This window comes from Flavobacterium supellecticarium (assembly GCF_004801375.1).
GTDB classification, from domain to species: Bacteria; Bacteroidota; Bacteroidia; order Flavobacteriales; family Flavobacteriaceae; genus Flavobacterium; species Flavobacterium supellecticarium.
On record NZ_SSNZ01000001.1, the window covers coordinates 216,747 to 238,765 of the forward strand.

The following is a 22,019-nucleotide window of genomic DNA, read 5'->3' on the forward strand; positions in this document are numbered from 1 at the left end:
TCTTAGTATTTACAAAACGGATTTCTTATTTGCGTACACGTAAAATTGCATAAAGAATTAGACTACTGAAATGAAATACAAAGTGTCAGCAGGAGTGCAAAATATACGCGCCCCCTCTGTCCGCCAGTTTATTGGTAGTATATATCTATTTATCTCATTAGTTTTATTTTATTTTATGCAAGTATTTTCCCCAAGAAAATGCTCCTATTTTACGTTTGCGTACAAATTTGCGTACAAATGGGGTCACAAAATGCAGTACGTTACGAAAGTTGGAGCAAACTATTACTACTATCGTCGCATCCCTGAAATTGTGCGGGAGTATGACCGTCGCATAGCGGTTCGTGTCGCCTTAAAGACCGACAGCAAGCGTCTTGCGACGCGTAAGGCGAGTATGTTCAATGAACAGATGGAAGCCTATTGGCAGTCTCTGGTTGCTGAAAACAAGGTGCATAGTAATTCTGCATTTAGAAAAACAGTACGAATCGCGCGACAATTGGGATTTTCATATCAACCAATGGCAGTCGTAGCCAAACTACCAGATCAAGAGATTGTTGAACGTATCTTGGTTTTGCCAGATGCTTCCCCTAAACAGGTTGAGGCGGTGTTGGGTGGTCGCCCTGAACCAGAACTGAAAGTTAAGCAGGCTTTGGAATTATTCTGGAAATTATCGAAAGACCGAACAATCAACAAAACAGAAAACCAAAGTCGCAAGTGGAGAAATCCACGAATTAAAGCTGTTGAAAATTTCGTCCATCTGAACGGAGATATGGATATGAAACAAATAACCCGAGAACACACGTGGATTTTGCGTGATTGGTGGGTTGAACGTATTAAAACTGAAGATAAAAACCCGTCCAGTGCCAATAAGGATTTCATTCATTTGAAAGACGTTTTACAGACAGTTTCAGATCACGAGAAACTCGGCCTAGATACAGATTTCTTATTCAAGAAAATTAAACTCAAAACTCGCTTTAAACAGGCACGTTTGCCATTTTCTAATGAGCAAATTATCAATATTCTGCAATCGGAAAAATTGCATAAGTTGAATGTTGAAGCTCGTTGGTTCTTACATGTCGCTGCGGAAACAGGTGCGCGTCCGTCTGAAATTGTCGGGCTGTTACCCGAGGATATTAAGTTGGATGCTGATATCCCTTACATTTCGATTACGGACAGAAAAGAACGGCCTCTTAAAAATTATCATAGCCAAAGAAATATCCCTTTGGTCGGTTATGCTTTGAAAGCATTTAAAGCGATGCCTAATGGTTTTCCTAAATACAGAGATAAACCTGATTTATTAAGCGCAACCACAAATAAATTTCTTCGTGAACATGGATTATTACCTAGTGATAAGCACTCGGTATATTCGTTCAGGCATAGTTTCCAAGATCGTATTTTAAAGGTTAATACCCCTGATCGGGTGCAGGCAGAACTTATGGGACATAAATTTTCTCTACGACCGAATTACGGGAATGGGGCAGACCTTGAACAAAAACTTGAATGGTTAGTAAAAATTAAATTATCTTCTGAGGAGAGAACTTAATTAAAATACTTATCATAAATATCTTGTCCCATCTTTCGATATTGACTGGATTTATAGCTTTTAAAAGGAAATTTATCTAATTCTGAAAGTTTTGTTTTATAATTTTCAGGAGTATTAAGCTTATTATTTTCAATCAGCAATCTTAACACATTTAAAATTCCATTTACAAAGGTTACCGATAGTATTCCATTAGGAGATTTAGCACTATAAGTATTCCATTTATCTTTATCTACACTATCTTTTATAGCAATAAAAATATCCCTGATTTTTGTAACAGAAAAACCAATATATTCCTCTAATAATTCGTACTCGTCTGAATCCTTATCTTTCAGCTTATTTTTATTCTCGTTATTCCAAATATAAAATATGCTGTCTGTAGATTTTTCTGCATCAAGCTTAATTAAGGGCCTAAGACCAAAACTGACTATGGAAGCGGTTTTTATCTTTCCTTTTTCAAAACTATAGAGTTCAATACATGCTTCTAACGGCCCATTCTCATTTAATTTAGACAATATTCTTTTACCAATTGCTATCGAAGAAAATGGACTGATCATTAATTCAATTTCTTGCTTTAATTGTGATCTAACATTTGTTTGATTTGAATTTATTTCTAAGAATAAATTAGCTTCAAATTTAAGCCTATTTTCTTTTTTTTCTTTTTTTGGAAATATTATGCCTGTAACTAGTAAATTCTGTATTTTACGAAGTCTTTTTATAGTATTTTCATACTGGTCGTCGCCCTCGTGATATGCATATGTTCGATGTTGTCCATCAATTAATCCAATGATATTTGATTCATCATTTATAATAATTTGGGTAGGAGTAACTTTGGTTTTGGAATTAGAGGATATGAATTGACCATCTTCATTAATCTCTAATTCTTGCCCCTCATCATCTAACAATTTTATTTTATCTTCTGAAATAGTAGAAATTATATTATTAATAAAAACTCTTCCCCTTTCAGAGAGATACTTCCGCATTCCAGTAATCTTCTTTCCTTCGAACATTCTTTGATAATATCCAATGTTCTGCTTTTCCCTCCATCCTTCTTGCCTTAACACGAATGACCTTCTAATTAATGAATCTGCATCGATATAAAACGAAACAATTTTATATCCATTTTTAAAAGAGCTTTTTTCTTCTGGTAAGATGTGACCTAGATATTTGTTCGTTTGTTCTTGATCACTATTTTGAATGTTGTCACCAAATTCAGCAAATGGAAGATTTATGAAATCGCAGAACTCATGTTTAGAAGACTTTTTAATAACCTTGGTCAAACTTTTAAAATATTGAACAATGTGGTAATCAAAAAATATAACACCTGGAGCATTTATTTTATGCTCGTCGACAACTGAATGTTTTGAACAATATAATATTCTCAACTTTAATTCATTGATTGAGAACTTATCCTTGATTACTTCATCATAGTACTTTTTAAATCCACTTAACTTTGGTTCCTCAATTAGGAATTCTATAAAATCTCTTTCGCTTTCTAAAACCTTATTATAAAATAGTGTTTTATTTTTTATGTGGTCGCCTGGTTTTAATTTTAATGTGTATTCTGTTATTAAAATTACGTTCTCGCAGACGAAAATATCATCCATCTCAGATGTTCTGTCTTTATAGACTATTTCCTTACCATCAACATTAGCAATTCTTTGAAATCCGATATTTTTTAAAATAGTCGTGATTTCATTACGCTGATCTCGCTGTTCCTTTCTTTGGGCTTTTACTTCAGCTGAGAGTTTTTTTCTAGGCTTTTTTTTAGAATTTTTTCTGGTCATAGATTTATTCATAATCACTTTCTTTCAAATTTACACAAATCTTACTAATTACCTTAATTTTTGATGATTCTATTGGTAAACTTGAATAAGCGTATGAATTTGTTTTAGTGTACCCATAATATTTTCCTCTTTTCAACTCTTGATTATTTTTGAATTTAATTTTGGCAGTAATGCCAAATTTCGAAAAGGGTGGTTTAATTAGAATATCATTTAAGAATGTATTGAGTTCTATATTTTCACTCATCAACAGTTCATAATCCACTTCTAATAATTTAGTTTTTTCTGTCAAAAACTTTCTTATAGTAACATAAACTTTTGCTTCAATTTCAAAATTCTCTTCAATTTTATTGACGAGTATCCTACCAAACTTTAAAGCTCTCAATTCTAAAATTCTCTTTTCAAAAAGAGTCTGATCTGAATTATCAATTATTTTTGAATGCTCTTTTTTAAGTTTTGAATGCATTTTTTTTATGTAATCTTCGAACATATTGATATACTCAATATTTAGTTCAAATCCCACATAGTTCCTTTGCATTATTGATGACTGAAATAGCACAGATCCGCTACCTGCAAAAGGATCTAAAACTAAATCCTCTTTATCAGTACTTATTTCTATCATTGTTGCTACCATTTCCTTTGGTAATGGGCAAAAATGCCTTACATATTGATCTCCCCAAGAACCTTGAACTGGTATTGGAAATTCCCAAATTTCGTCTAGAGCCTTACCCTTTGGATTATATCTCTCAGGATATTTTACCCACCATCTTTTTAATTGGCTCGTATCAAAATTTCGTACACGATCTTTATTGTACTTAAACTCATTAGATTTAGTGAAAAAGAGAATATATTCAAATTTTCTTTGCATAAATCCTTTCGTTGACCAAGGGACAGTTTTATCTTTTTTCCAAATTATAATATCTTGTAAAAGCCACCCACTTTCTTTCAATTTATTAGATAAGTCAAAAGGCAAAGTCACCACCTGATTATCTCTCTTGAAAGTATCTATTATAACCCACAAACTGCCATCATTATCAGTAATGCTATAAATACTTTCAAATATACTTTTTAAATCTTGCAAATAAAGTTCATATGTCTGTCCATAACCTACTTGGTTTTCTGACCCATAATCTTTCATGTCAAAATATGGAGGGGAAGTAATTGTGGTTTTAATTTTGATATCAGAACCAAGAAATTTTAAAATTTCTCGCGCATCATTATTAAATACTTTATTTAGAGTTTTGTTTTTATTTTTTTTCATTTTAAACATCGTATGCAAAGATTCTTACGTATCTATATAAGCACAATAATACAACAATAATCCCAATAATAATCAAGATTTAAAAAGCTAATCATCAATTGTTTAAGTAAATAATGCAAATCTTAAATATGACAAATACCTCATTGTGTTGAGCAAAATACTAGCCAATAACTGCTTTAAGTGCCTCGTCTGCATCTTTATAAATAAAAGCAGACTGATAGCCGATCGTGGTTCTGACATCGCTATGACGATAAAGTTTTTGCAACATTTGGATCGGCACTTTGTCACCCGCCAAAGTAGCAAAAGTATGGCGGGCAATATGGGTAGTCAATTTCCCCTCGATCTTCGCTACAGGCGTAATGTATTCAGTCAAGAGTTTATTGCACCTGTTGACCGCTAAAAAGATTTCTTCCTTGATTTTAAATGTGTCTTTCAGATCAATTCCTTTCAGGTCGGCAAAGATAAAATCATCCTCTGACGTTTTCAGGTGTTCATATTTTTGCAAAATCTGCCATGCCTTATCAGGCACGATCAACGAGCCGGACTTGTTGTTTTTTCCCATTGTATAGTATAAACGGTTATTTTGAAAATCAGACCATTTCAGACGCAACACGTCTGATATGCGCATTCCTGCAAAATAAAAGGATGTAAGCCATTTATTGCGGGCATCATCCCATTTGGGATTATCAAGCTCTACCGCTTCAAGCTTAGCTACGTCCTCTGCACTTAATCCGCGCTTGGTGGTTTCAGGCAGCTTGATAGCGATTTTTTCAGTGCTATTGCCGAAAGGATAATATTTTTGATCAAGTGCACCCTCCTTGATAGCCTGATTGAAAACGGCTCGGATCACCATTAAGTAGTTGGCAATCGTTCTATCGCTTAGTTTTCGTTCAGATTTTAGGTGTACTTTAAAGCGTTCTATCAATCCGACATTAATATCAGAAAAGGCAATGTCGCTACCGTTCAGAAATTCCCTGAAATATTTCACACGGGCTTTATCGGCGTTGTAGCAGTTAAAATTTCCTGCATCCTGCATCCGCTGTAGATAAATTGCGGCCTGTGCAAAATAGGTCGCCCCGCCTTTAGGCTTTATCTTTTGCTTGATCGCCCGTACCGAAACTTCATCTTTCAGGGTTTCGGCTTCAAGCGACTTGTCACTGGCTGCCGCTTTTTTGGCAAGGATAAAATTGTTTAGGCGTTTAGAATTGGGGTGCGAGGATTTAACGCGCTGTTCGGCTTCAATCCATTCTTCTGGTTTGAGATTGTAACCGAGGTGGATAAAAGAAGTTTTTCTATCTTTGGTAATACGAATAGCGAGGGGATAAGTACCGTCTTTGTTTGCTTTCTTTCGCAAAACAACTTTGATTGTAGCCATATTGCATGGAGTTTTAACTTCAATACAAAGATACGAAATTGGTACAACATAGGTACAACAATATGTGTTTTTTTGTGACTTTTTCTAAAATGATATTTTTACAAATATCAGTAAATAAAGGAGTTTTAGAACATATTAAACCATATTGACACATAAAATGAGGGTTCGAACCCCTCATCGCCCACAACTTTTAAAACTCCAACAGAAATGTTGGAGTTTTTTGTTTTATGTCTTTTGATACAACTAAATTACTCGCTCATCAATGAGGGGATTATACAGGTGTAAAGTGCTGTATTTTAGCTTGAATCGTTTTAATATAGTAGTATAAGATGCCTGATTTGTAAGTTTTAATGTTGCGATTTGACAGTAATTAATATAGCTCGGAAAATCTATATTATTGACTTTTTATATTTTGGTTTTCAATAAATAAAAATTGAAACATATTTTAAAAGTATCCTCTGGATAATAAAAATTAATAATAAATTTATCCTGAATTTTATTTTTTTAAAATGATTAAAAAGGCTTATATTCAAGAATATGGGAATCGTAAAACGGAACCTGAATTTGAAGGGGTAAAAAAGGTTTTGGAATCAAGAGGGATTGACTGTGAGTTTTTTACGATCAAACGCCTTCTACGTGATCAGTTGCAGATTAATAGAGAAACTTTTGTAGTTGGTGATCACATCAGTATGTCACATATTTTCAAAAAACGAAGCACCCAGTTACCATCATCATATCCTGAAAGCCTAAGAAAATATCTAAAGAGAAATATTTGGGAAACGACTGTAAGAAAATTAATAATGAATGGTAACGATGATTTAATTAATGTTTTCGTGAAACCGAAATCTAAAGCCAAACTTTTCACCGGTTTTGTGATCCAATCGAATTATGATCTTCTCCGTTTGGAATCGCTTCCCAAAGAGACCGAATTATTCTGTTCACCTGTCGTAGAATGGCTTTCCGAATTTCGAGTTTTTGTTAATGAATCTGAAATAGTAGGGATAAAAAATTACAGTGGAAATGAAACTATCCAATTGAATATGGATACAGTAGAGACAGCTATTAAAGAGTTTGAAAATTCAAATGAAAGAACAAGTGGTTATGGAATTGATTTTGGAATTCTGAAAAACGGAGAAACTGCTTTGGTAGAGTGGAATGATGGTTTTGCGTTAGGTTCTTATGGTTTAGAAAAAGAAATTTATACGGATTTGATCTTGAAAAGATGGGAGGAAATTACACAATGTGATAAATTGAATTCATAAACTCTACCAAGTTTCAATTATTATAAAACCATAGGATAATATACTACTATTTTGATAACTTATGAATAGAATAAAAGCGTTTTTGGATAACTTAATTCAAACAGACTGGGTCCGTTTTAATAAAATGGACAATGGATTAAAGCAATCGGAAGTATACAACGAAATTTTAGATGATTTTAAAAAGTTAGTTCGAATTGAAGCCGAAAACGAAAATTTCAATTTTAGTGAATTGTATGTGTTACTAAAGTCATACCAAAATGACATTTCAGAATTACCGTTTATGGGGAAATTCTACATTTTAGTCAACCCGCGTTTGCTAACCGGACAACTAACAAAAATTGTAGAAGAAATAGAATTTCATTTGGCAAAAAAGAAAGCTAAAGAGGCGGTTTGCGATTGTGAAATCAAATACAGATACAATCAAATACCTACTGAAGCGCATTTGATTAAAGTAGGTTTCGGTTGTGATGGCTATTACAATTACATAATTTATGAATGCTCCAAGTGTAGTTTTAAATGGAGTTCCTATATAAGTGACGATGCTACAGGAAATACAGTATTTGAAAAATGGAATGAAAAAGAGTTTCCCAATAATAATAGCTATTGTAATTAACAGCTGATGAAGTTGTACATCTCATAGTAAATGCGTTACGAACAAAATAAAGCGAGCTATTTAAATCTGTAAATTGTTAGCGGTAATCAATCACAAAATACGCCACACTAAAAAATCAGATATGAAGTCAGATAATTATTCCATTACTAAAAATAAACTAGAAAAGGAAATCTTAAAACGGACTTCCTATATGAACAATGCAAAATGGTTTAAATTCTTTTCAGCAATTGAGAAAGAAAAAATTATAATCCATTCGGCATGCATCAAATTCCTACTGACTGACCGAAAATATACATTCCATTTTGGTGGATTTGACAAAACAGGTTTTGGCGACGTGAGTGAATTAGGCCCCTTTACATTCAAAGAAATAGAATGGATAACAATTCCAGCAAAACACGAAATAGAGCGTTGGAACAGGAATGAAAAACTGACATCCGAAGTTATTGCCCAACCAATAGATCAACTTGAAAAAATCTTAAATCTTTTGGGACAATTTGAGTATGATATAACGGAAGACGGACTAAAAATCTACGGATATAAATAGCTGTAAAACAGACTGTCAACGTATTAGAAATCGTATAAAAAGCAATTTATGAATACAACACTTCTCAACAAACAAAAAATTATAGCAATTGAAAGTCAGCTTCTCGAAGCGATGAAGAGTAGCAATATTGAAATCCTGGATCAATTGCTTCATGATGATTTGCTTTTTGTTCTTCCCGGCGGTGACGTCATTACCAAGCAAATGGATTTGGAAACGCACCAATCCGGAAACCTGGTTTTAGAAGAAATCATTTCATCAATAGATGCCATAACACAAATCGGTGAAAACGTAGTGGTTACGTTGTCTTCTAAGATTAAAGGGAAAATGTCGGAGCAGCACTTCGAAGGGAATTTTCGTTATCTACGGGTTTGGAAACTATTCGATGATCAACTAAAAGTTATAGCCGGAAGTTGTACTGCCCTATAAAATAGCATGAGAAAAATTACAATAGATGATGCGGTCTATTTATGGAAAAGAGAGCATCTTCATCTAACAACAGACGAACACTTTAAATGCATTGAAAAGGTTGTGCTTTATCTTGAAGGATATAAAAAATCGCCGCTTCAATTATTATTTCGGGAAGAGGATAATTTAAAGGTTATAACCGATATCGAAAAAGAAAAATGGTGCGTCGGTTATCCGGATGACGGCGTGATTTGGTTGTGCAAAAAACAACCTTTTTTAGCGGATAACGAACCGAACTCCGATAATCAGGAGCAAACGATTGAAATCAATTTGAATCGTCCGGCTGTTATTACTGCGTTGATCCGATATTTTCTTCAAACCGATTGGAATCCTAAACAAAGTACAAGACCCTATATAATTGAAGATGCGTTGCAATTTCTGGAGATAATTGTATTGCCAAAAGGTATAAAATGAGTACCGAGACTACAAGTATTTTAGGGAATAGGTCGATGGGATGTCTTCCATGCCCGGCACTTAAAAAAAATAACGCCATTGGAAACAATGGCGTTATTTTTTACATTAATAATTCTTTATAGTATACATCTTTCTTATCTGAAATGATTATGGATAATCAGACTAAATCGAATCGGTCAAGATTTAATACTTTATTCCAGACCTTTATAAAATCATTTACAAATTTTTCCTGAGCATCAGTACTTGCGTATACTTCAGCTATAGCTCTTAATTCTGAATTTGATCCAAAAACAAGATCGGCACGCGTTGCCATCCATTTCGGTTGACCAGTAGTTCGATCGTTTCCGGCATATAATTCTTGATCATTCGAAACCGCTCGCCATTGTGTATTCATATCAAGGAGATTTATAAAAAAGTCGTTGGTAAGCTGCCCCGGGCGATGAGTAAAGACCCCGTTTTTGGTGCCATCAGCATTGATATCCAAAACACGAAGTCCTCCTAAAAGTACTGTCATTTCTGGTGCCGTAAGGGTTAATAAATTTGCTTTATCAATAAGAAGTTCTTCTGTCGAAACGGTCGATTTTATTTTGCGATAATTTCTAAAACCATCTGCTTTAGGTTCAAGATAGCCAAATGATACAACATCCGTTTGTTCTAAAGAGGCGTCCATACGACCCGGAGTGAAAGGTACTACAACGATATATCCAGCCGCTTTAGCTGCTTTTTCGACTCCTGCACAACCCGCTAAAACGATTAAGTCTGCGAGTGAAACTTTTTTTCCATCCTTTTGTGAAGCATCAAACGCTGTTTTGATAGTTTCCAGTTTGTCTAAAACCTGTTTAAGTTGTGCGGGATTATTGATCTCCCAGTCTTTTTGAGGAGCCAGTCGTATACGCGCACCATTTGCGCCTCCACGCTTATCGGATCCTCTAAAGGTAGATGCCGAAGCCCATGCCGTTCCTACCAATTGAGATATACTGAGCCCTGAATTTACTATTTCTTCTTTTAATTGAGTTATATCGTTCTCATCGATTAATTTGTGGTTTATCTCTGGAATAGGATCTTGCCATAATAATACTTCCTGAGGAACGTCAGGTCCGAGATAACGGGCACGTGGTCCCATATCCCGATGTGTCAACTTAAACCATGCACGTGCAAAGGCATCTGCAAAAGCATCAGGGTTTTCGAGAAAACGACGTGATATTTTTTCATAAACAGGATCTAATCTTAACGATAAGTCAGTGGTAAGCATTGTTGGCAGGTGTTTTTTTGTACTATCAAAAGCATCCGGAATAATTGCTTCGGCATTTTTAGCGACCCATTGATGTGCACCGGCCGGGCTTTTGGTGAGCTCCCATTCAAAGCCAAACAAATTTTCGAAAAAGTTATTACTCCACTGTGTAGGTGTTTTGGTCCAGGTCACTTCCAATCCGCTTGTAATGGCATCAGAACCTTTTCCCGAACCAAAACTATTTTTCCAACCCAAACCTTGTAGTTCGATATCAGCTGCTTCCGGTTCTTTGCCTACATGGTCAGAAGAAGCAGCTCCATGAGTTTTGCCAAACGTGTGACCACCAGCAATTAATGCGACTGTTTCTTCATCGTTCATGGCCATACGTTCAAACGTATCCCTTATATCTTTTGCTGCGGCAACAGGATCCGGATTTCCATCAGGACCTTCAGGATTCACATATATAAGTCCCATTTGTACTGCAGCAAGAGGGTTTTCCAGATTTCTACTGTGTATAGTACCACTGGCATTATCATCCGATGATACAACGCCATGATCTTTCGGTATACCTCCGGAACCGTTTTTATAACGCTCATCCCCACCTAACCAGGTAGTTTCAGAACCCCAGTAAACCGATTCATCCGGTTCCCATACGTCAGCTCGTCCACCTGCAAAACCAAATGTTTTAAAGCCCATAGATTCCAAAGCGACATTTCCAGTTAGTATGATCAAATCAGCCCAGGAAATTTTTTGACCATATTTTTGTTTTATCGGCCACAGCAATCTTCTTGCTTTATCAAGGCTCACATTGTCAGGCCAGCTATTAAGAGGCGCAAAGCGCTGTTGTCCTGCTCCCGCACCGCCACGTCCGTCCTGTACCCGATATGTTCCTGCACTGTGCCATGCCATTCTAATGAAAAGACCGCCATAGTGACCAAAATCTGCCGGCCACCAATCTTGTGAATCCGTCATGAGTTCCAGCAAATCTTTCTTTAGAGCTTCAAGATCAAGACTTTTAAAAGCTTCGGGATAATTAAAATCCTGATCCATCGGATTTGACAATGCTGAATTCTGTCTCAGGATATTAACCTTTAATTGCTTTGGCCACCAATCACGGTTTTTTGTACCTGTCGCGGCTTCATTATTTATGTTCCCATTATGAAAAGGGCACTTGCTAATGTCGTTTGGTTGATTTTCCATATTTAGAATATTTTATTTTGATACTAATTTACAAACTAAACAAAAAGGATATTATCAGTGGCGATAATAAATAAATCTTATTTTATAGATAAAATCTATCGAATGAATAGTAGAAAGTGCTTAATTGCTACCTTTTAGAACGTACAAGAAGGATAAGCTATAAAAAACGGTTACGATTGTAAATAAAAAAGAACCTCCTTTCTACTATCGCTACTTTTGATGTTCATTTACAGTATTTACAGCTCCTTTTTCCTGCCAAAAGCCAGGCAGACTGCTTACTGTTATGATACAAAGAATGATCAAATTATCTGAGATATCTCCTAAACCAGCAGATAATATAGCAGCAACGATAAGTAAAATGGTGATAGGACTTTTAAACTGCGAAATAAACAGAATAAAGATCGAAGTATTGGTATTATTTTTAAAGTATTGGGACCATTTTTGCTTCAATCTTCGGGCGACCTCTGAATCTTCAAACCCTTTTGGACCTACAGCGAACGTATGACAGGCTTCTTCAATACTTAAATTCCAAAAACTATTTTCGACATCAGATTTACGTGTTATCATACTTTATGTTTTTGATTTTCATAAAGGTAAGCCAAATTACTATAATATTTATATCAAAATGAGCGATAAAAAACGGAAACAAAGTGAGTTTCCCAAGTTATTGAAATTCCAGTACAAGATTTGTCTCTTTTGATCAATCATACAGTAAAGCATATAGGTACAAACCACGTCACATATTTGTATCGAAATAATTTTTAACCTAAAACAGGATACCATGAAAACGTCATTTAAATTTTTAACGTACTGGTATTAATCAAAAACACCATTGAAAACAATGGTGTTTTTGAGTTTAGCAGAAACTTTTATAGCATTCGACTAAAAGCGTATGCTTACTTTTTCAGGTATAAAGCACCGGTTTTGATTACTTTTTTATTCAAAGTACCATCCGCAGTATATTTTTCAAGAATAACTACCGCCTGGCTTACTGGTATATCCAATAGCTCGGCATATTCCCGTACGGAAAGCGTAGGATAATGATCAAATAACGCTAGTGGATTGTTGTTCGTTATTTTTTTCTTTTTAGCCTCCGGGTATAAGGCTAAAAGCGCATTTTCGAGGGAAGTGTATGGCTTCGAACCATAAACCGTCAGTTTATTGCCGTCACCATCCGAAAAAAATAAGGTTGGAAATCCTCTTACGCCCAATTGACGCGCCAGTTGTAAATCGTCCTGGAAATGTTTTTTCGCATCAGTATCGTAATCCTGTTTTAATTTTTTGGTATCCAAACCAGCCAGTTGGGCACATAAAACAATATTGTCCCATTTGGCGATATTCATTTTCTCTAAATACAGTTTTTCGCGCAGTATTCTCATAAATGTTATCGCTTTGTTTTTATCCTGTATTTGTGCCGCTTTCATTGCGATACAAGACGGATAAGAGGAATCCAATGGATCTTCCAACCATACAGCGCCATCGATTGGCATTTGATAGTGTAAACTGGCTTCATGCCAATGGTGTGCCACATCGCTGGGTTTGCTAATGCCACCGCTGTTATAACTCCAGTCGGGTAAAAGGCCGCCCATACGGTAATCGATCTCAATGTAGGCACCGTATTCTAGTTTTAGCTTGCGCAATTGCGGTTCGATTCCCCAACAGGACGAACAAATAGGATCGGTATAATAAATTATTTTGACCGGTTTGTTATCGACAGGAATGCTTGTGGATTGTCCGGGTGTGGCCACCGAAGGCATTTCACAGAATCCGGTTTCCGGATCACATAATAACGGATTGGTTTTGTTTTCAGTCATTTTTGAATGGGGTTGCGATTGACAACTCATACTGCCAATCAGAATTAATAGTAAGGATAGTAACTTCATGAATTTGATTGCTAATAAATTTGTAGCTTTGATACAAAGTTTGAAAGAATTTTGATACAAGTCAACTAGTCTGAAAAAGATGACTATGGAAAAAGAACCAAATGCCACTTACGATTGCCCGGCTGAGGCATTGTTAAAGCTCTTATCCGGAAAATATAAATTGCAGGTACTTCGCCAGGCGCTGGAGGGACCTGTACGGTTTAACACGTTGTTACGGATGATAAAAGGCGCCAATAAGCAGACCATCTCGGTTGCCTTACGCGAATTGGAAGAAATCGGCTTACTGGAAAAGAAAGTGATTCAGCAAAAGCCGCTTCATATTGAATACAATCTAACGGAAAAAGGGCTTTCGCTCGTACCGATTTTCAAACAATTAGAATTGACTTCCGAATAAAATGATTGATTTTAGAATAGAAAATGAACGTATCACAGTAGAAGAATTAAATGAGTTTGAAGAAGAAACAGGGGTAACGTTACCTGAAGATTATCGGGTTCATATGCTACAATATAATGGAGGCTCTCCTTTTAGTTATTATCTTTATTTTGGAGAACCAGACGATGGTATCCTTCTTTTCCGTTTTAAGTCTATAAAATATGGTGCGCCACTAGTAGAAAAGCAAGATTATTTACCGGAAAATTATCTTAGTATCGGTTATATAGAAGCCGGTTATTTGGCAATGTCCCTAGATAAAAAGGAATATGGAAGTATTTTTGTTTATTATTCGGAAGTCGAGTTGACAAAAATAGCAGCATCTTTTACCGCGTTTTTAGATGGTCTGGTCGATTATACTGCTACTTTTGAATAATTTGTTTTTAACCGTTATATAATTTTGCGCGTAATTAGCTGCCTTTTCTGTTTTTTTAAAGGAAGCATTTTCGAAACCTAAACAGAAGATACTGGTAATAAGTATATTAGGGTTAACGTCAGGATTAATATAGATTGAGCAAAAGTGAATCGAATAAAAAAGAATATTTTTTTTGGGAAAAGCCTTGTGAAACCGGATATCTTGCCTATATTTGCACCCGTAATCAGGAATATAATTGCGGATTACGAAAGCATAAGGGCGATTAGCTCAGCTGGTTCAGAGCACCTCGTTTACACCGAGGGGGTCGGGGGTTCGAACCCCTCATCGCCCACAAAGGAAACTCCAACATTTATGTTGGATTTTTTGATTTTTATACCTTTTTCGATTAGTTCAGCTGGTTTATAGTATTCTGGCTTTCTTAGTAAGCGCGGATTACAAATCCGCGCTATCGGCATTACTTCATTTACCGTATTAAATATTTTTTTATAATCATTCAAAATATCTAATATAGTAGAAAAGCACACTTTCCCTGTTTTTAATATTTTGATAATGATTAAATTAGGTAAAAACACGTATTGCTTTATTATCTATAAATTACGTTCTTTCATTTCCAATAGTATTATTTTGTCAGAGTATATAAAGTCGATAAACAAAATAATAAAAAGGTAATTCGATTTATAATCGTTATGGGAGTTGGTAAAATGAAATAAACTTTAATTTACGTAATATGATAGCTCAATTATTTAAAGAAAATTTGTCGTTAGTTATCTCAGCAATTTCATTGCTTATTGCAAGCCTTTCCTTTTTTTTATCGTATAAAAATTGGAAAATGGCAAAGGCTAAATTTGGTGAAGAAAAAAGAAATCTTTTTTTTAATTTTTCAAGAGGAATTGAGAGTCTCAAAAGCATTTATTTAATATTTCATTCCTTACAAATTAAAAATTTAAAAACAATTACAATTGAAAATCTAAAAGCTGACAAATTGGTTTTAGAAAAAATATTGAAAGCATTAGAATCTAGTGAAAATCATTTGATTTATTCCAATATTACACAACTGGCATATTTTAATTTGTTAAGGGAGATTCCGATAGTAATAGCTGAAATTAATCACACTAAAAAATTGGAATTTATTGAATTAAATAGTCTTTCGACAAAAATTGGTTTCTTGTATTATAATGCCTATTTAATGCAACCTACTGTTTATCCTAAAAAATATAATTTGCCAAACTTCTCGAAGGAAAAAGATTTTGTAACGTATTTCAATGACTTAGTTTATAATAAGCAAATTGACTAGTACTATATTCTCGTGATTGTTTGTCTACACTGAAACGACAACATTTCTATTGGCGTTTTTTGATCAAAAAAAATCAAAACGGTTTGATTAAACAATTCCGGCAATTTTCGGGAGCTTCGTAATGATCACCTTTAAAGAGAATCAATTTACTATATTTTCCAAGGGCGACGCAGGTCATTATGTACGTTAAGTCGATTTTCAGTACCATAACTTTTCGGACCTTTAATCCCTTTTCGAATTGGAAACTGTAAAATGATCAAATTTCAGTATTCTAAACTATTTATCACAATTGTGTTACATTTTATATTAACGACCAACCACTCTTTTCTTTAGTACTATGAAAATTTCGTATCAGATTGCTTTTAATGTTCCACCGACAGAGGCTTCACTGGCAATTGTCTCCATAGATGAAATAGGTATCCCAGGAGCTCTGAACACTTTTGTCTTAAATGAATATGGCTATGATCAGAAAATACTGAAACAGCTGGATCTTAAAAAAGGCTACGATCTTTTTCAGTTAAATGAAAAGAGGATACTTTTTGTTGTTACAGTTGCCCAAAGGAGAGATACTAAGGTATTGCTTAGAGAAAATCTGTTGAAAGCTATAAAAAATAATCTCAATGTTTTCGAAAATGGTAGAGCATGGTTACCACTCATGGGAACAGGAGTTGGCGGACTTACATATCAGGAAAGTTGGGAACTTATTTTAAGTGTTTTTAATGAGTTAAAAGATATAAATTCAGGACAGGAACTTAATTTAGTAGTGGCACTTCCGGATGATGAGAAAGCAAAAGAGTTTTACGATGAATTGTCCTCCGAAAGAAATCATGATACGACTAGTAAGGTGATGGAGTTAATCAAGTCCGAAGGACTCAGCGTTTTTTTAGTAGGTTCATCTTGGGATGGCAATGATCAGGCAGAACGTTTTTATAGTGAGGGAATATGGGAAAGTGGATACGATGAAAAGTACAGCCATATTATTAATAGGATAAAAGGAGGAGACATAGTAATCCACAAATCGACTTATTCAACCAGAGATGGTAGAAATTTTTTAAGATTTAAGGGATTTGGAATTGTCAAAGGAAATTTTAACAACGGAATGCGTGTGGCCGTGGAGTGGTTACTAAGAGATTTTAAAATTGATATAGAAGATCTCGGATATTATCGTACTACAATTGCAGAGCCTTCTATCGTAGACGTTGCAACGATCCTAAGCCATATTAATGCAGATAGTATAAAAGTGCTTCTTGAATTTCTAGCGCCTGAGGAAGTAACGGATTCGACGCATATAGCAGGATTGGCGAGCGACGCGGATTCGGGAGAGGATTATCTGGATATTATGCCCGATGTAAATGCCTTTGCTTTGCTTTTGGCTGCAAAGAGCTTTCAGCCACCCCTAGCCACGGCATTGTTGGGGCGTTGGGGTTCTGGTAAAAGTTTTTTTATGAAGAAACTGAGGACACAAATTGAAAAGTTATCGGATTCGGATAATGGCTATTTCTGTGAAGGAATTATACATGTCCATTTCAATGCTTGGTCGTATATGGATGCTAATTTATGGGCAAGTATCACAACAAGGATTTTTGAAGGACTTCATTATTATATAACGAATGACAGTGATGCAAAAAATCATATAAATGAAATTGAAAAACGACTTACAAAAGATCTTTCTGTTACCAAACAGGAATTGTCAGGGCTTGAAGGACAGAAGAGCGAAATAGAAAATCAGCTTAAGGAGCTGGAAACAAAAAAAATTACAACAAAAACAGAATTAGATAAAAAGATAGAGGAACTTCGAAAAAGGTCACTCAAACAAGTATTAGAAAGTGTAGATAATGAATTTAAAGTAAAGGATAAAATCGAGAACGCACTTTCAGAGAACAAAAGTGTAGTTGAAAGTATCGATGATTTCAAAAAAATTGTTCCTGAGGAATATTGGTCAAAACCTGAGCAAATGTACAAAAAGTTGCGTTCTGTTCCCGGGACAGTTAAGCTTTTCACTACAGCGCAAACTGCAAAAGTGAATAGAATATGGTTTACGATTACTGTTGCACTATTTATCGGCGTTCCTGTTCTGTTATGGTTTTTAAAGGATTATATCGATTCTCACAGTTTTATTCCGGGTCCCGGTTTCTGGCTTGCGGTTACATATATTGGAGGATTTTATGTCAATGCCGTTAAATTTTATCGTAGTGCAAAGCCCTTTTTTGCCAAAATGTGGAAGATTAAAGAGGATTATGTCATGCGCAGAGACAATGCCCTATTTGAATTTAACCAGCAGGAAAAGGCGCTTACGGTTGAAATCGAAAATAAAAAGAATGAGCTTGAAGCTGTAACCAGCCAGATTAGTAAGGTAGAAATTGTAAAATCAACAGTGGAGTTTAAGATCGGTAATGCTTTGTCAACAGAAGCATTATATGAATTCATAGAGAAGAGATGCCAAAGTGAAGACTATAAAAAGCACTTAGGTTTGGTTTCAACAATACGTAAAGATTTTGAAATACTAAGTGACTTGTTTACCGGTCACAATCAGGAAATTTCTGATACCGAAGACGGTAAAAAGTTCAGTGAATTATTTAACCGGCCTTTAGAGCGTATCGTACTTTATATAGATGATTTAGACAGATGTCCGGAAGACAGAGTGGTAGAAGTTCTTGAGGCCGTGAATCTCTTAATGGCGTTTCCTCTGTTTATTATTGTTGTTGGAGTTGATCCTGTCTGGGTGAAGAATGCCTTAGTATCTAAATACAAGAGACAGTTTGGAAGCAATGATAAAGAGTATCAGAATATAGATCCCGGAAGTTACCTTGAAAAGATTTTTCAGATACCTTTTCATTTAAGAATGGCAGACACTACTAATATAAAAAGTATGCTTAGAGGACTTGTTCAGGTACAGACACTTGCAACCCCGACGGTTTCTCAAACGGAACAGCCAGCTGTGACAGAGAATACGGAAATTCAGGCGATGAATCAAAATGAAAGTAGTCAGCAACAGGCGCCTGTTATTATAAATTCTTCGGGTATTTCAGATCAGATTGTATTTAAAGCATTAAATTTTTCCGAAATTGAAATAGCAAATATTGAGCAGATAGCTGTAATATTAGGTAGCAGTCCAAGGCTGATCAAACGGTTTGTAAATATTTATCGTATAGTCAAGTCCCATGATTATATCAGCAGGGAAAGCGCAATTAAGGAAAAAGATCTAGAAGTTATATTGTTTGTCCTGGCACTTTGTCTGGGAAAATATAAAAAGCTTATCGAACCGCTGGACGTTTTTCTGGGAACCGCAGAAGATACGGCCATGTTTTCATCGTTTCTCGGTTCTATTGATGAATCATTTAAAAGCACTCAAAGTGAAAGAAAAGAACTTTCTTCTTTATTAGAAGAAAAACTGCCACATTTTATGCAGGAAGAAATCGGTAACATTAAGAAACATATTCGTTTTATAAGAAGGTTTGCCTTGGAATAAACGGATAACATAATTAAAATATAAATAAGATGTTCGTCGGCTACAACACCTTACAACCCACAAAAGAAAACACCAACATCTCTGTTGGCGTTTTTTTGTTTTAAAGACACTATCCCAAAAAGTGTGTAAGTGAGACACTACCAAATCAAGATATAGAAAAAGCCCCGATGATAAACTCATCGGGGCTTTTATTTTATATTTATGGGGGATGATTTTCTATGTGCTACACCTGACCCGTTTTTAAAACGGGTCAGGTGTAAAATACAATTATTTCAAACTGTCGAAATAGGCAACAATTTCATCGGCTCCCATATCTTTAGCCGAATCGTAGGCGCTGTAATTTTCGGGATTGTCGCCAATAAACGGATTGGCTCCGGCTTCAATTATCAGTTTTATAAATTCCAGATCGTTTGTGTTAACGGCTTTCCAAAGCGCATCATTACCGTATTTATCTTTTAGGTGGATATCAGCTCCGTTTTTCAATAATAGTGTAGCGGTCTCTAAATTTTTTCCATCAATGGCCGACATCAGAGGCGAATAATTTTTGTCATACAGGGCATTGACATTTGCATTTCTCTGAATCAGGTAGTTAATGATTTCGATTCTGTTACGACTTACAGCATGGTTTAATGGTGTTCCGTCAACCAAATTAATTTCGGTTGGATAGTCATCGAGCATTTTAATAACTACGTTACTGTCTTTTTCGGCCCGTATTGCCGATTTCAATTGTCTTTGTAATTCAATTTCCATATTATTAGTATACTATTTTACTTCAAAATACTGTCCGGTAAAAGTATAAACGGTAAAATCCTTTGTTACACTTCCGTCATTGGCTACTACCGGAAGATAAATCCGTTTTTTCTGATCATCGTATTTGATTAATTTCAACGGTCGTTCCGGTCGGTCAACCACACTAAAAAAGTCAAAGTCAATGCGTAATTCTTTTACAAAACCTTCTTTTGTTTTAAACAGTTTGGTTTCTTTTTTTAATTCCCCATTTTCAATGCTAAAGACTTCGATCGACTGACTCACATCTTTGGAGGAATAAACTCCATTGCTAACCGCTAAATAATACGTTTTTGTACCGTTTTTTAGCGTGAACAGCTCCGAATAAAACGGAATATAATCATCGTTTTCGGGATTTGTTTCTTCCGATAATTTTGCTTTTACTTTTGTCCCGGATTGGTATTGGAACAAATTCATAAAGTCCAGCATGGTACCGCCTTCCCAGGTATTCCAGCTGTAAATTTTAAATAAGGAATCACTACTGATCACAATATCGATATTTTCCTTTTTTAAAGAATCAAAAGGATAGCGAATGGACTCCGGATTTTTTGTCAGACTGTTTAAAAAGGCCGTTTGAAATTTTTCGTTCACCGTTTCTAAAGAATCAACTGGGATATCATTGCCATCGGAGTGATAGGCTACAATTTTTTGATACATTTTTTGCAACATGAGTTCTTCTTCTTTTAAATGAGAAACCTGTTGTGGCGTTTTTGGATCGGGTCTATCTACCTTTTTTTGCTTTTGGTCGCAACTATTTAAAAATAGAACCAGCAAAATGAATAATGAGTTGTGAATTTTCATGGTGTTGTTATTTTTATGTCCACACCTGACAGGTTTTTAAAACCTGTCAGGTGTGATGAATTTAGTTTAAAATTTTCGTATTATAACAAACCTTGATCAAATAAAAAACCGCAATCCGATTAGGTCTTGCGGTCTTTTGGTTATAAAGGGTTGGTTATAGCGTAAGATTAGCTGTTTAACATTACCGGCATGACCAGCATGGTTACGGTTTCGCCTTCATCCAGTCCGTCTACCGGAGTTAAAATCCCGGCACGGTTTGGTAAAGACATTTCCAGCATAATTTCGTCCGATTGCAAGTTCGTCAACATTTCGGTTAGGAAACGGGAATTGAACCCGATTTGCATATCGTCGCCCTGATAATCACAGGTCAATCTTTCTTCTGCTTTGTTTGAGTAATCGATATCCTCAGCAGAGATGTTTAATTCCGCTCCGGCAATTTTTAATCGGATCTGGTGTGTGGTTTTATTGGCAAAAATCGCCACACGGCGTACAGAGCTTAAAAACTGGGTACGGTTCATTAATAATTTATTCGGATTCTCTTTCGGGATAACCGCTTCATAATTCGGATATTTTCCATCAATTAAGCGACAGGTTAAAATATAATTGTCAAATGAGAACGTCGCATTCGAATCGTTGTATTCAATTTTTACTTCTGCATCCGAAGCCGCCAAAATACCTTTTAAAATATTTAATGGTTTTTTAGGCATGATAAAATCGGCCACTTGCGATGCTTTTACATCGGTTCGGGCATATTTTACCAATTTATGCGCATCAGTAGCTACAAAGATTAATCCTTCCGGTGAAAACTGGAAGAATACTCCCGACATTACCGGACGTAAATCGTCGTTACCGGCTGCGAAAATGGTTTTACTTACTGCTGTTGCCAATACTTCTGCCGGAACCAAAGTCGAAGAAGGTTCTTCCAGAACTACTGCTTTCGGGAATTCATCACCCGGAGCGTAGGCTAGCGCATATTTACCGGAGTTCGAACTGATCTCTACCGTATTGTTGTCTTCAACGGTAAAGGTTAGCGGTTGTTCCGGGAATGTTTTTAAAATTTCAAGTAAAAGTTTGGCCGGAACGGCTACGCTTCCCTGACTGGTAGAATCGATTTCCAATGTGGCCGACATGGTTGTCTCCAAATCGGATGCCGATACTCTAAGTTGGTTATTGTCTAATTCAAATAAGAAATTATCTAAAATAGGTAAGGTATTGCTACTGTTGATAACACTACCTAAAACCTGTAATTGTTTTAATAAATATGAACTGGATACAATAAACTTCATCATCTTTC

General features: G+C 35.5%; 19 protein-coding genes and 1 tRNA gene. 11 read left to right on the forward strand and 9 right to left on the reverse strand.

The annotated features are described in order from the left end of the window. Nucleotides 1–70 precede the first annotated feature (70 nt). Nucleotides 71–1,540 carry a tyrosine-type recombinase/integrase gene (locus tag E6C50_RS01115; RefSeq protein WP_136401366.1) on the forward strand — a complete coding sequence of 490 codons (1,470 nt, stop codon included), beginning with the start codon at nt 71–73 and terminating at the stop codon, nt 1,538–1,540. On the opposite strand, the gene E6C50_RS01120 is transcribed toward E6C50_RS01115, so the two are convergent. The 3 genes from E6C50_RS01120 to E6C50_RS01130 all read right to left on the reverse strand — a co-directional run bounded on the left by E6C50_RS01120 (nt 1,537) and on the right by E6C50_RS01130 (nt 5,957). Beyond that, a complete protein-coding gene (locus E6C50_RS01120; RefSeq protein ID WP_211089509.1) occupies nt 1,537–3,336 on the reverse strand; it encodes a DGQHR domain-containing protein in 1,800 nt (599 codons plus the stop codon). The two genes, E6C50_RS01115 and E6C50_RS01120, sit on opposite strands and share 4 nt — an antisense overlap. Beyond that, nucleotides 3,329–4,582, reverse strand: a complete 1,254-nt coding sequence (locus E6C50_RS01125; protein ID WP_136401367.1) for a DNA-methyltransferase — start codon at nt 4,580–4,582, stop codon at nt 3,329–3,331. The genes E6C50_RS01120 and E6C50_RS01125 overlap by 8 nt, the downstream gene beginning before the upstream one ends. 160 nt (nt 4,583–4,742) lie before the next feature. After that, nucleotides 4,743–5,957, reverse strand: a complete 1,215-nt coding sequence (locus E6C50_RS01130) for a site-specific integrase (RefSeq protein WP_136401368.1) — start codon at nt 5,955–5,957, stop codon at nt 4,743–4,745. A 509-nt stretch (nt 5,958–6,466) separates the two neighbouring features. Here E6C50_RS01130 and E6C50_RS01135 point away from each other — a divergent pair. The 5 genes from E6C50_RS01135 (at nt 6,467) to E6C50_RS01155 (ending at nt 9,255) form a co-directional block, all read left to right on the forward strand. Next, a complete protein-coding gene (locus E6C50_RS01135; protein WP_136401369.1) occupies nt 6,467–7,219 on the forward strand; it encodes an ATP-grasp domain-containing protein in 753 nt (250 codons plus the stop codon). A gap of 61 nt (nt 7,220–7,280) precedes the next feature. Then, a complete protein-coding gene (locus E6C50_RS01140; RefSeq protein ID WP_136401370.1) occupies nt 7,281–7,832 on the forward strand; it encodes a hypothetical protein in 552 nt (183 codons plus the stop codon). A 121-nt stretch (nt 7,833–7,953) separates the two neighbouring features. After that, nucleotides 7,954–8,376, forward strand: coding sequence for a DUF6678 family protein (locus tag E6C50_RS01145; protein ID WP_136401371.1), 423 nt, complete (start codon nt 7,954–7,956; stop codon nt 8,374–8,376). Nucleotides 8,377–8,424: 48 nt separating this feature from the next. Further along, nucleotides 8,425–8,802 carry a nuclear transport factor 2 family protein gene (locus tag E6C50_RS01150; protein WP_136401372.1) on the forward strand — a complete coding sequence of 126 codons (378 nt, stop codon included), beginning with the start codon at nt 8,425–8,427 and terminating at the stop codon, nt 8,800–8,802. A 6-nt stretch (nt 8,803–8,808) separates the two neighbouring features. Then, entirely contained in the window at nt 8,809–9,255 is a 447-nt protein-coding gene (locus tag E6C50_RS01155; protein ID WP_136401373.1) for a hypothetical protein, read from the forward strand. A 157-nt stretch (nt 9,256–9,412) separates the two neighbouring features. Here E6C50_RS01155 and katG read toward each other — a convergent pair whose 3' ends face one another. The 3 genes from katG to E6C50_RS01170 all read right to left on the reverse strand — a co-directional run bounded on the left by katG (nt 9,413) and on the right by E6C50_RS01170 (nt 13,500). Beyond that, on the reverse strand, nt 9,413–11,686 hold the full coding sequence (katG, locus tag E6C50_RS01160; protein WP_136401374.1) for a catalase/peroxidase HPI: 2,274 nt from the start codon (nt 11,684–11,686) through the stop codon (nt 9,413–9,415). A 210-nt stretch (nt 11,687–11,896) separates the two neighbouring features. Continuing rightward, on the reverse strand, nt 11,897–12,253 hold the full coding sequence (locus E6C50_RS01165) for a cation-transporting P-type ATPase (protein ID WP_136401375.1): 357 nt from the start codon (nt 12,251–12,253) through the stop codon (nt 11,897–11,899). Between the two features lie 329 nt (nt 12,254–12,582). Next, nucleotides 12,583–13,500 carry a DsbA family protein gene (locus tag E6C50_RS01170; protein ID WP_136402043.1) on the reverse strand — a complete coding sequence of 306 codons (918 nt, stop codon included), beginning with the start codon at nt 13,498–13,500 and terminating at the stop codon, nt 12,583–12,585. A 148-nt stretch (nt 13,501–13,648) separates the two neighbouring features. On the opposite strand from E6C50_RS01170, the gene E6C50_RS01175 reads away from it, so the two are divergent. The 5 genes from E6C50_RS01175 to E6C50_RS01195 all read left to right on the forward strand — a co-directional run bounded on the left by E6C50_RS01175 (nt 13,649) and on the right by E6C50_RS01195 (nt 19,138). Next, on the forward strand, nt 13,649–13,963 hold the full coding sequence (locus E6C50_RS01175; protein WP_394346660.1) for a winged helix-turn-helix transcriptional regulator: 315 nt from the start codon (nt 13,649–13,651) through the stop codon (nt 13,961–13,963). Between the two features lies 1 nt (nt 13,964). After that, nucleotides 13,965–14,375, forward strand: a complete 411-nt coding sequence (locus E6C50_RS01180; protein WP_136401377.1) for an SMI1/KNR4 family protein — start codon at nt 13,965–13,967, stop codon at nt 14,373–14,375. A 256-nt stretch (nt 14,376–14,631) separates the two neighbouring features. Next, nucleotides 14,632–14,706, forward strand: a tRNA-Val gene (locus E6C50_RS01185). A 396-nt stretch (nt 14,707–15,102) separates the two neighbouring features. Continuing rightward, complete coding sequence (locus E6C50_RS01190) at nt 15,103–15,669, forward strand: hypothetical protein (protein WP_136401378.1); 567 nt, start codon at nt 15,103–15,105, stop codon at nt 15,667–15,669. A 337-nt stretch (nt 15,670–16,006) separates the two neighbouring features. Then, complete coding sequence (locus tag E6C50_RS01195; RefSeq protein ID WP_136401379.1) at nt 16,007–19,138, forward strand: P-loop NTPase fold protein; 3,132 nt, start codon at nt 16,007–16,009, stop codon at nt 19,136–19,138. Between the two features lie 267 nt (nt 19,139–19,405). On the opposite strand, the gene E6C50_RS01200 is transcribed toward E6C50_RS01195, so the two are convergent. The 3 genes from E6C50_RS01200 to dnaN form a co-directional block, all read right to left on the reverse strand. After that, nucleotides 19,406–19,888, reverse strand: coding sequence for an ankyrin repeat domain-containing protein (locus tag E6C50_RS01200; RefSeq protein ID WP_136401380.1), 483 nt, complete (start codon nt 19,886–19,888; stop codon nt 19,406–19,408). Nucleotides 19,889–19,900: 12 nt separating this feature from the next. Next, the gene (locus tag E6C50_RS01205) at nt 19,901–20,725 is read right to left on the reverse strand and encodes a hypothetical protein (protein WP_136401381.1); all 825 of its coding nucleotides are present in this window, start codon (nt 20,723–20,725) and stop codon (nt 19,901–19,903) included. Between the two features lie 167 nt (nt 20,726–20,892). Continuing rightward, complete coding sequence (gene dnaN / locus E6C50_RS01210; protein ID WP_136402044.1) at nt 20,893–22,011, reverse strand: DNA polymerase III subunit beta; 1,119 nt, start codon at nt 22,009–22,011, stop codon at nt 20,893–20,895. Nucleotides 22,012–22,019 lie beyond the last annotated feature (8 nt).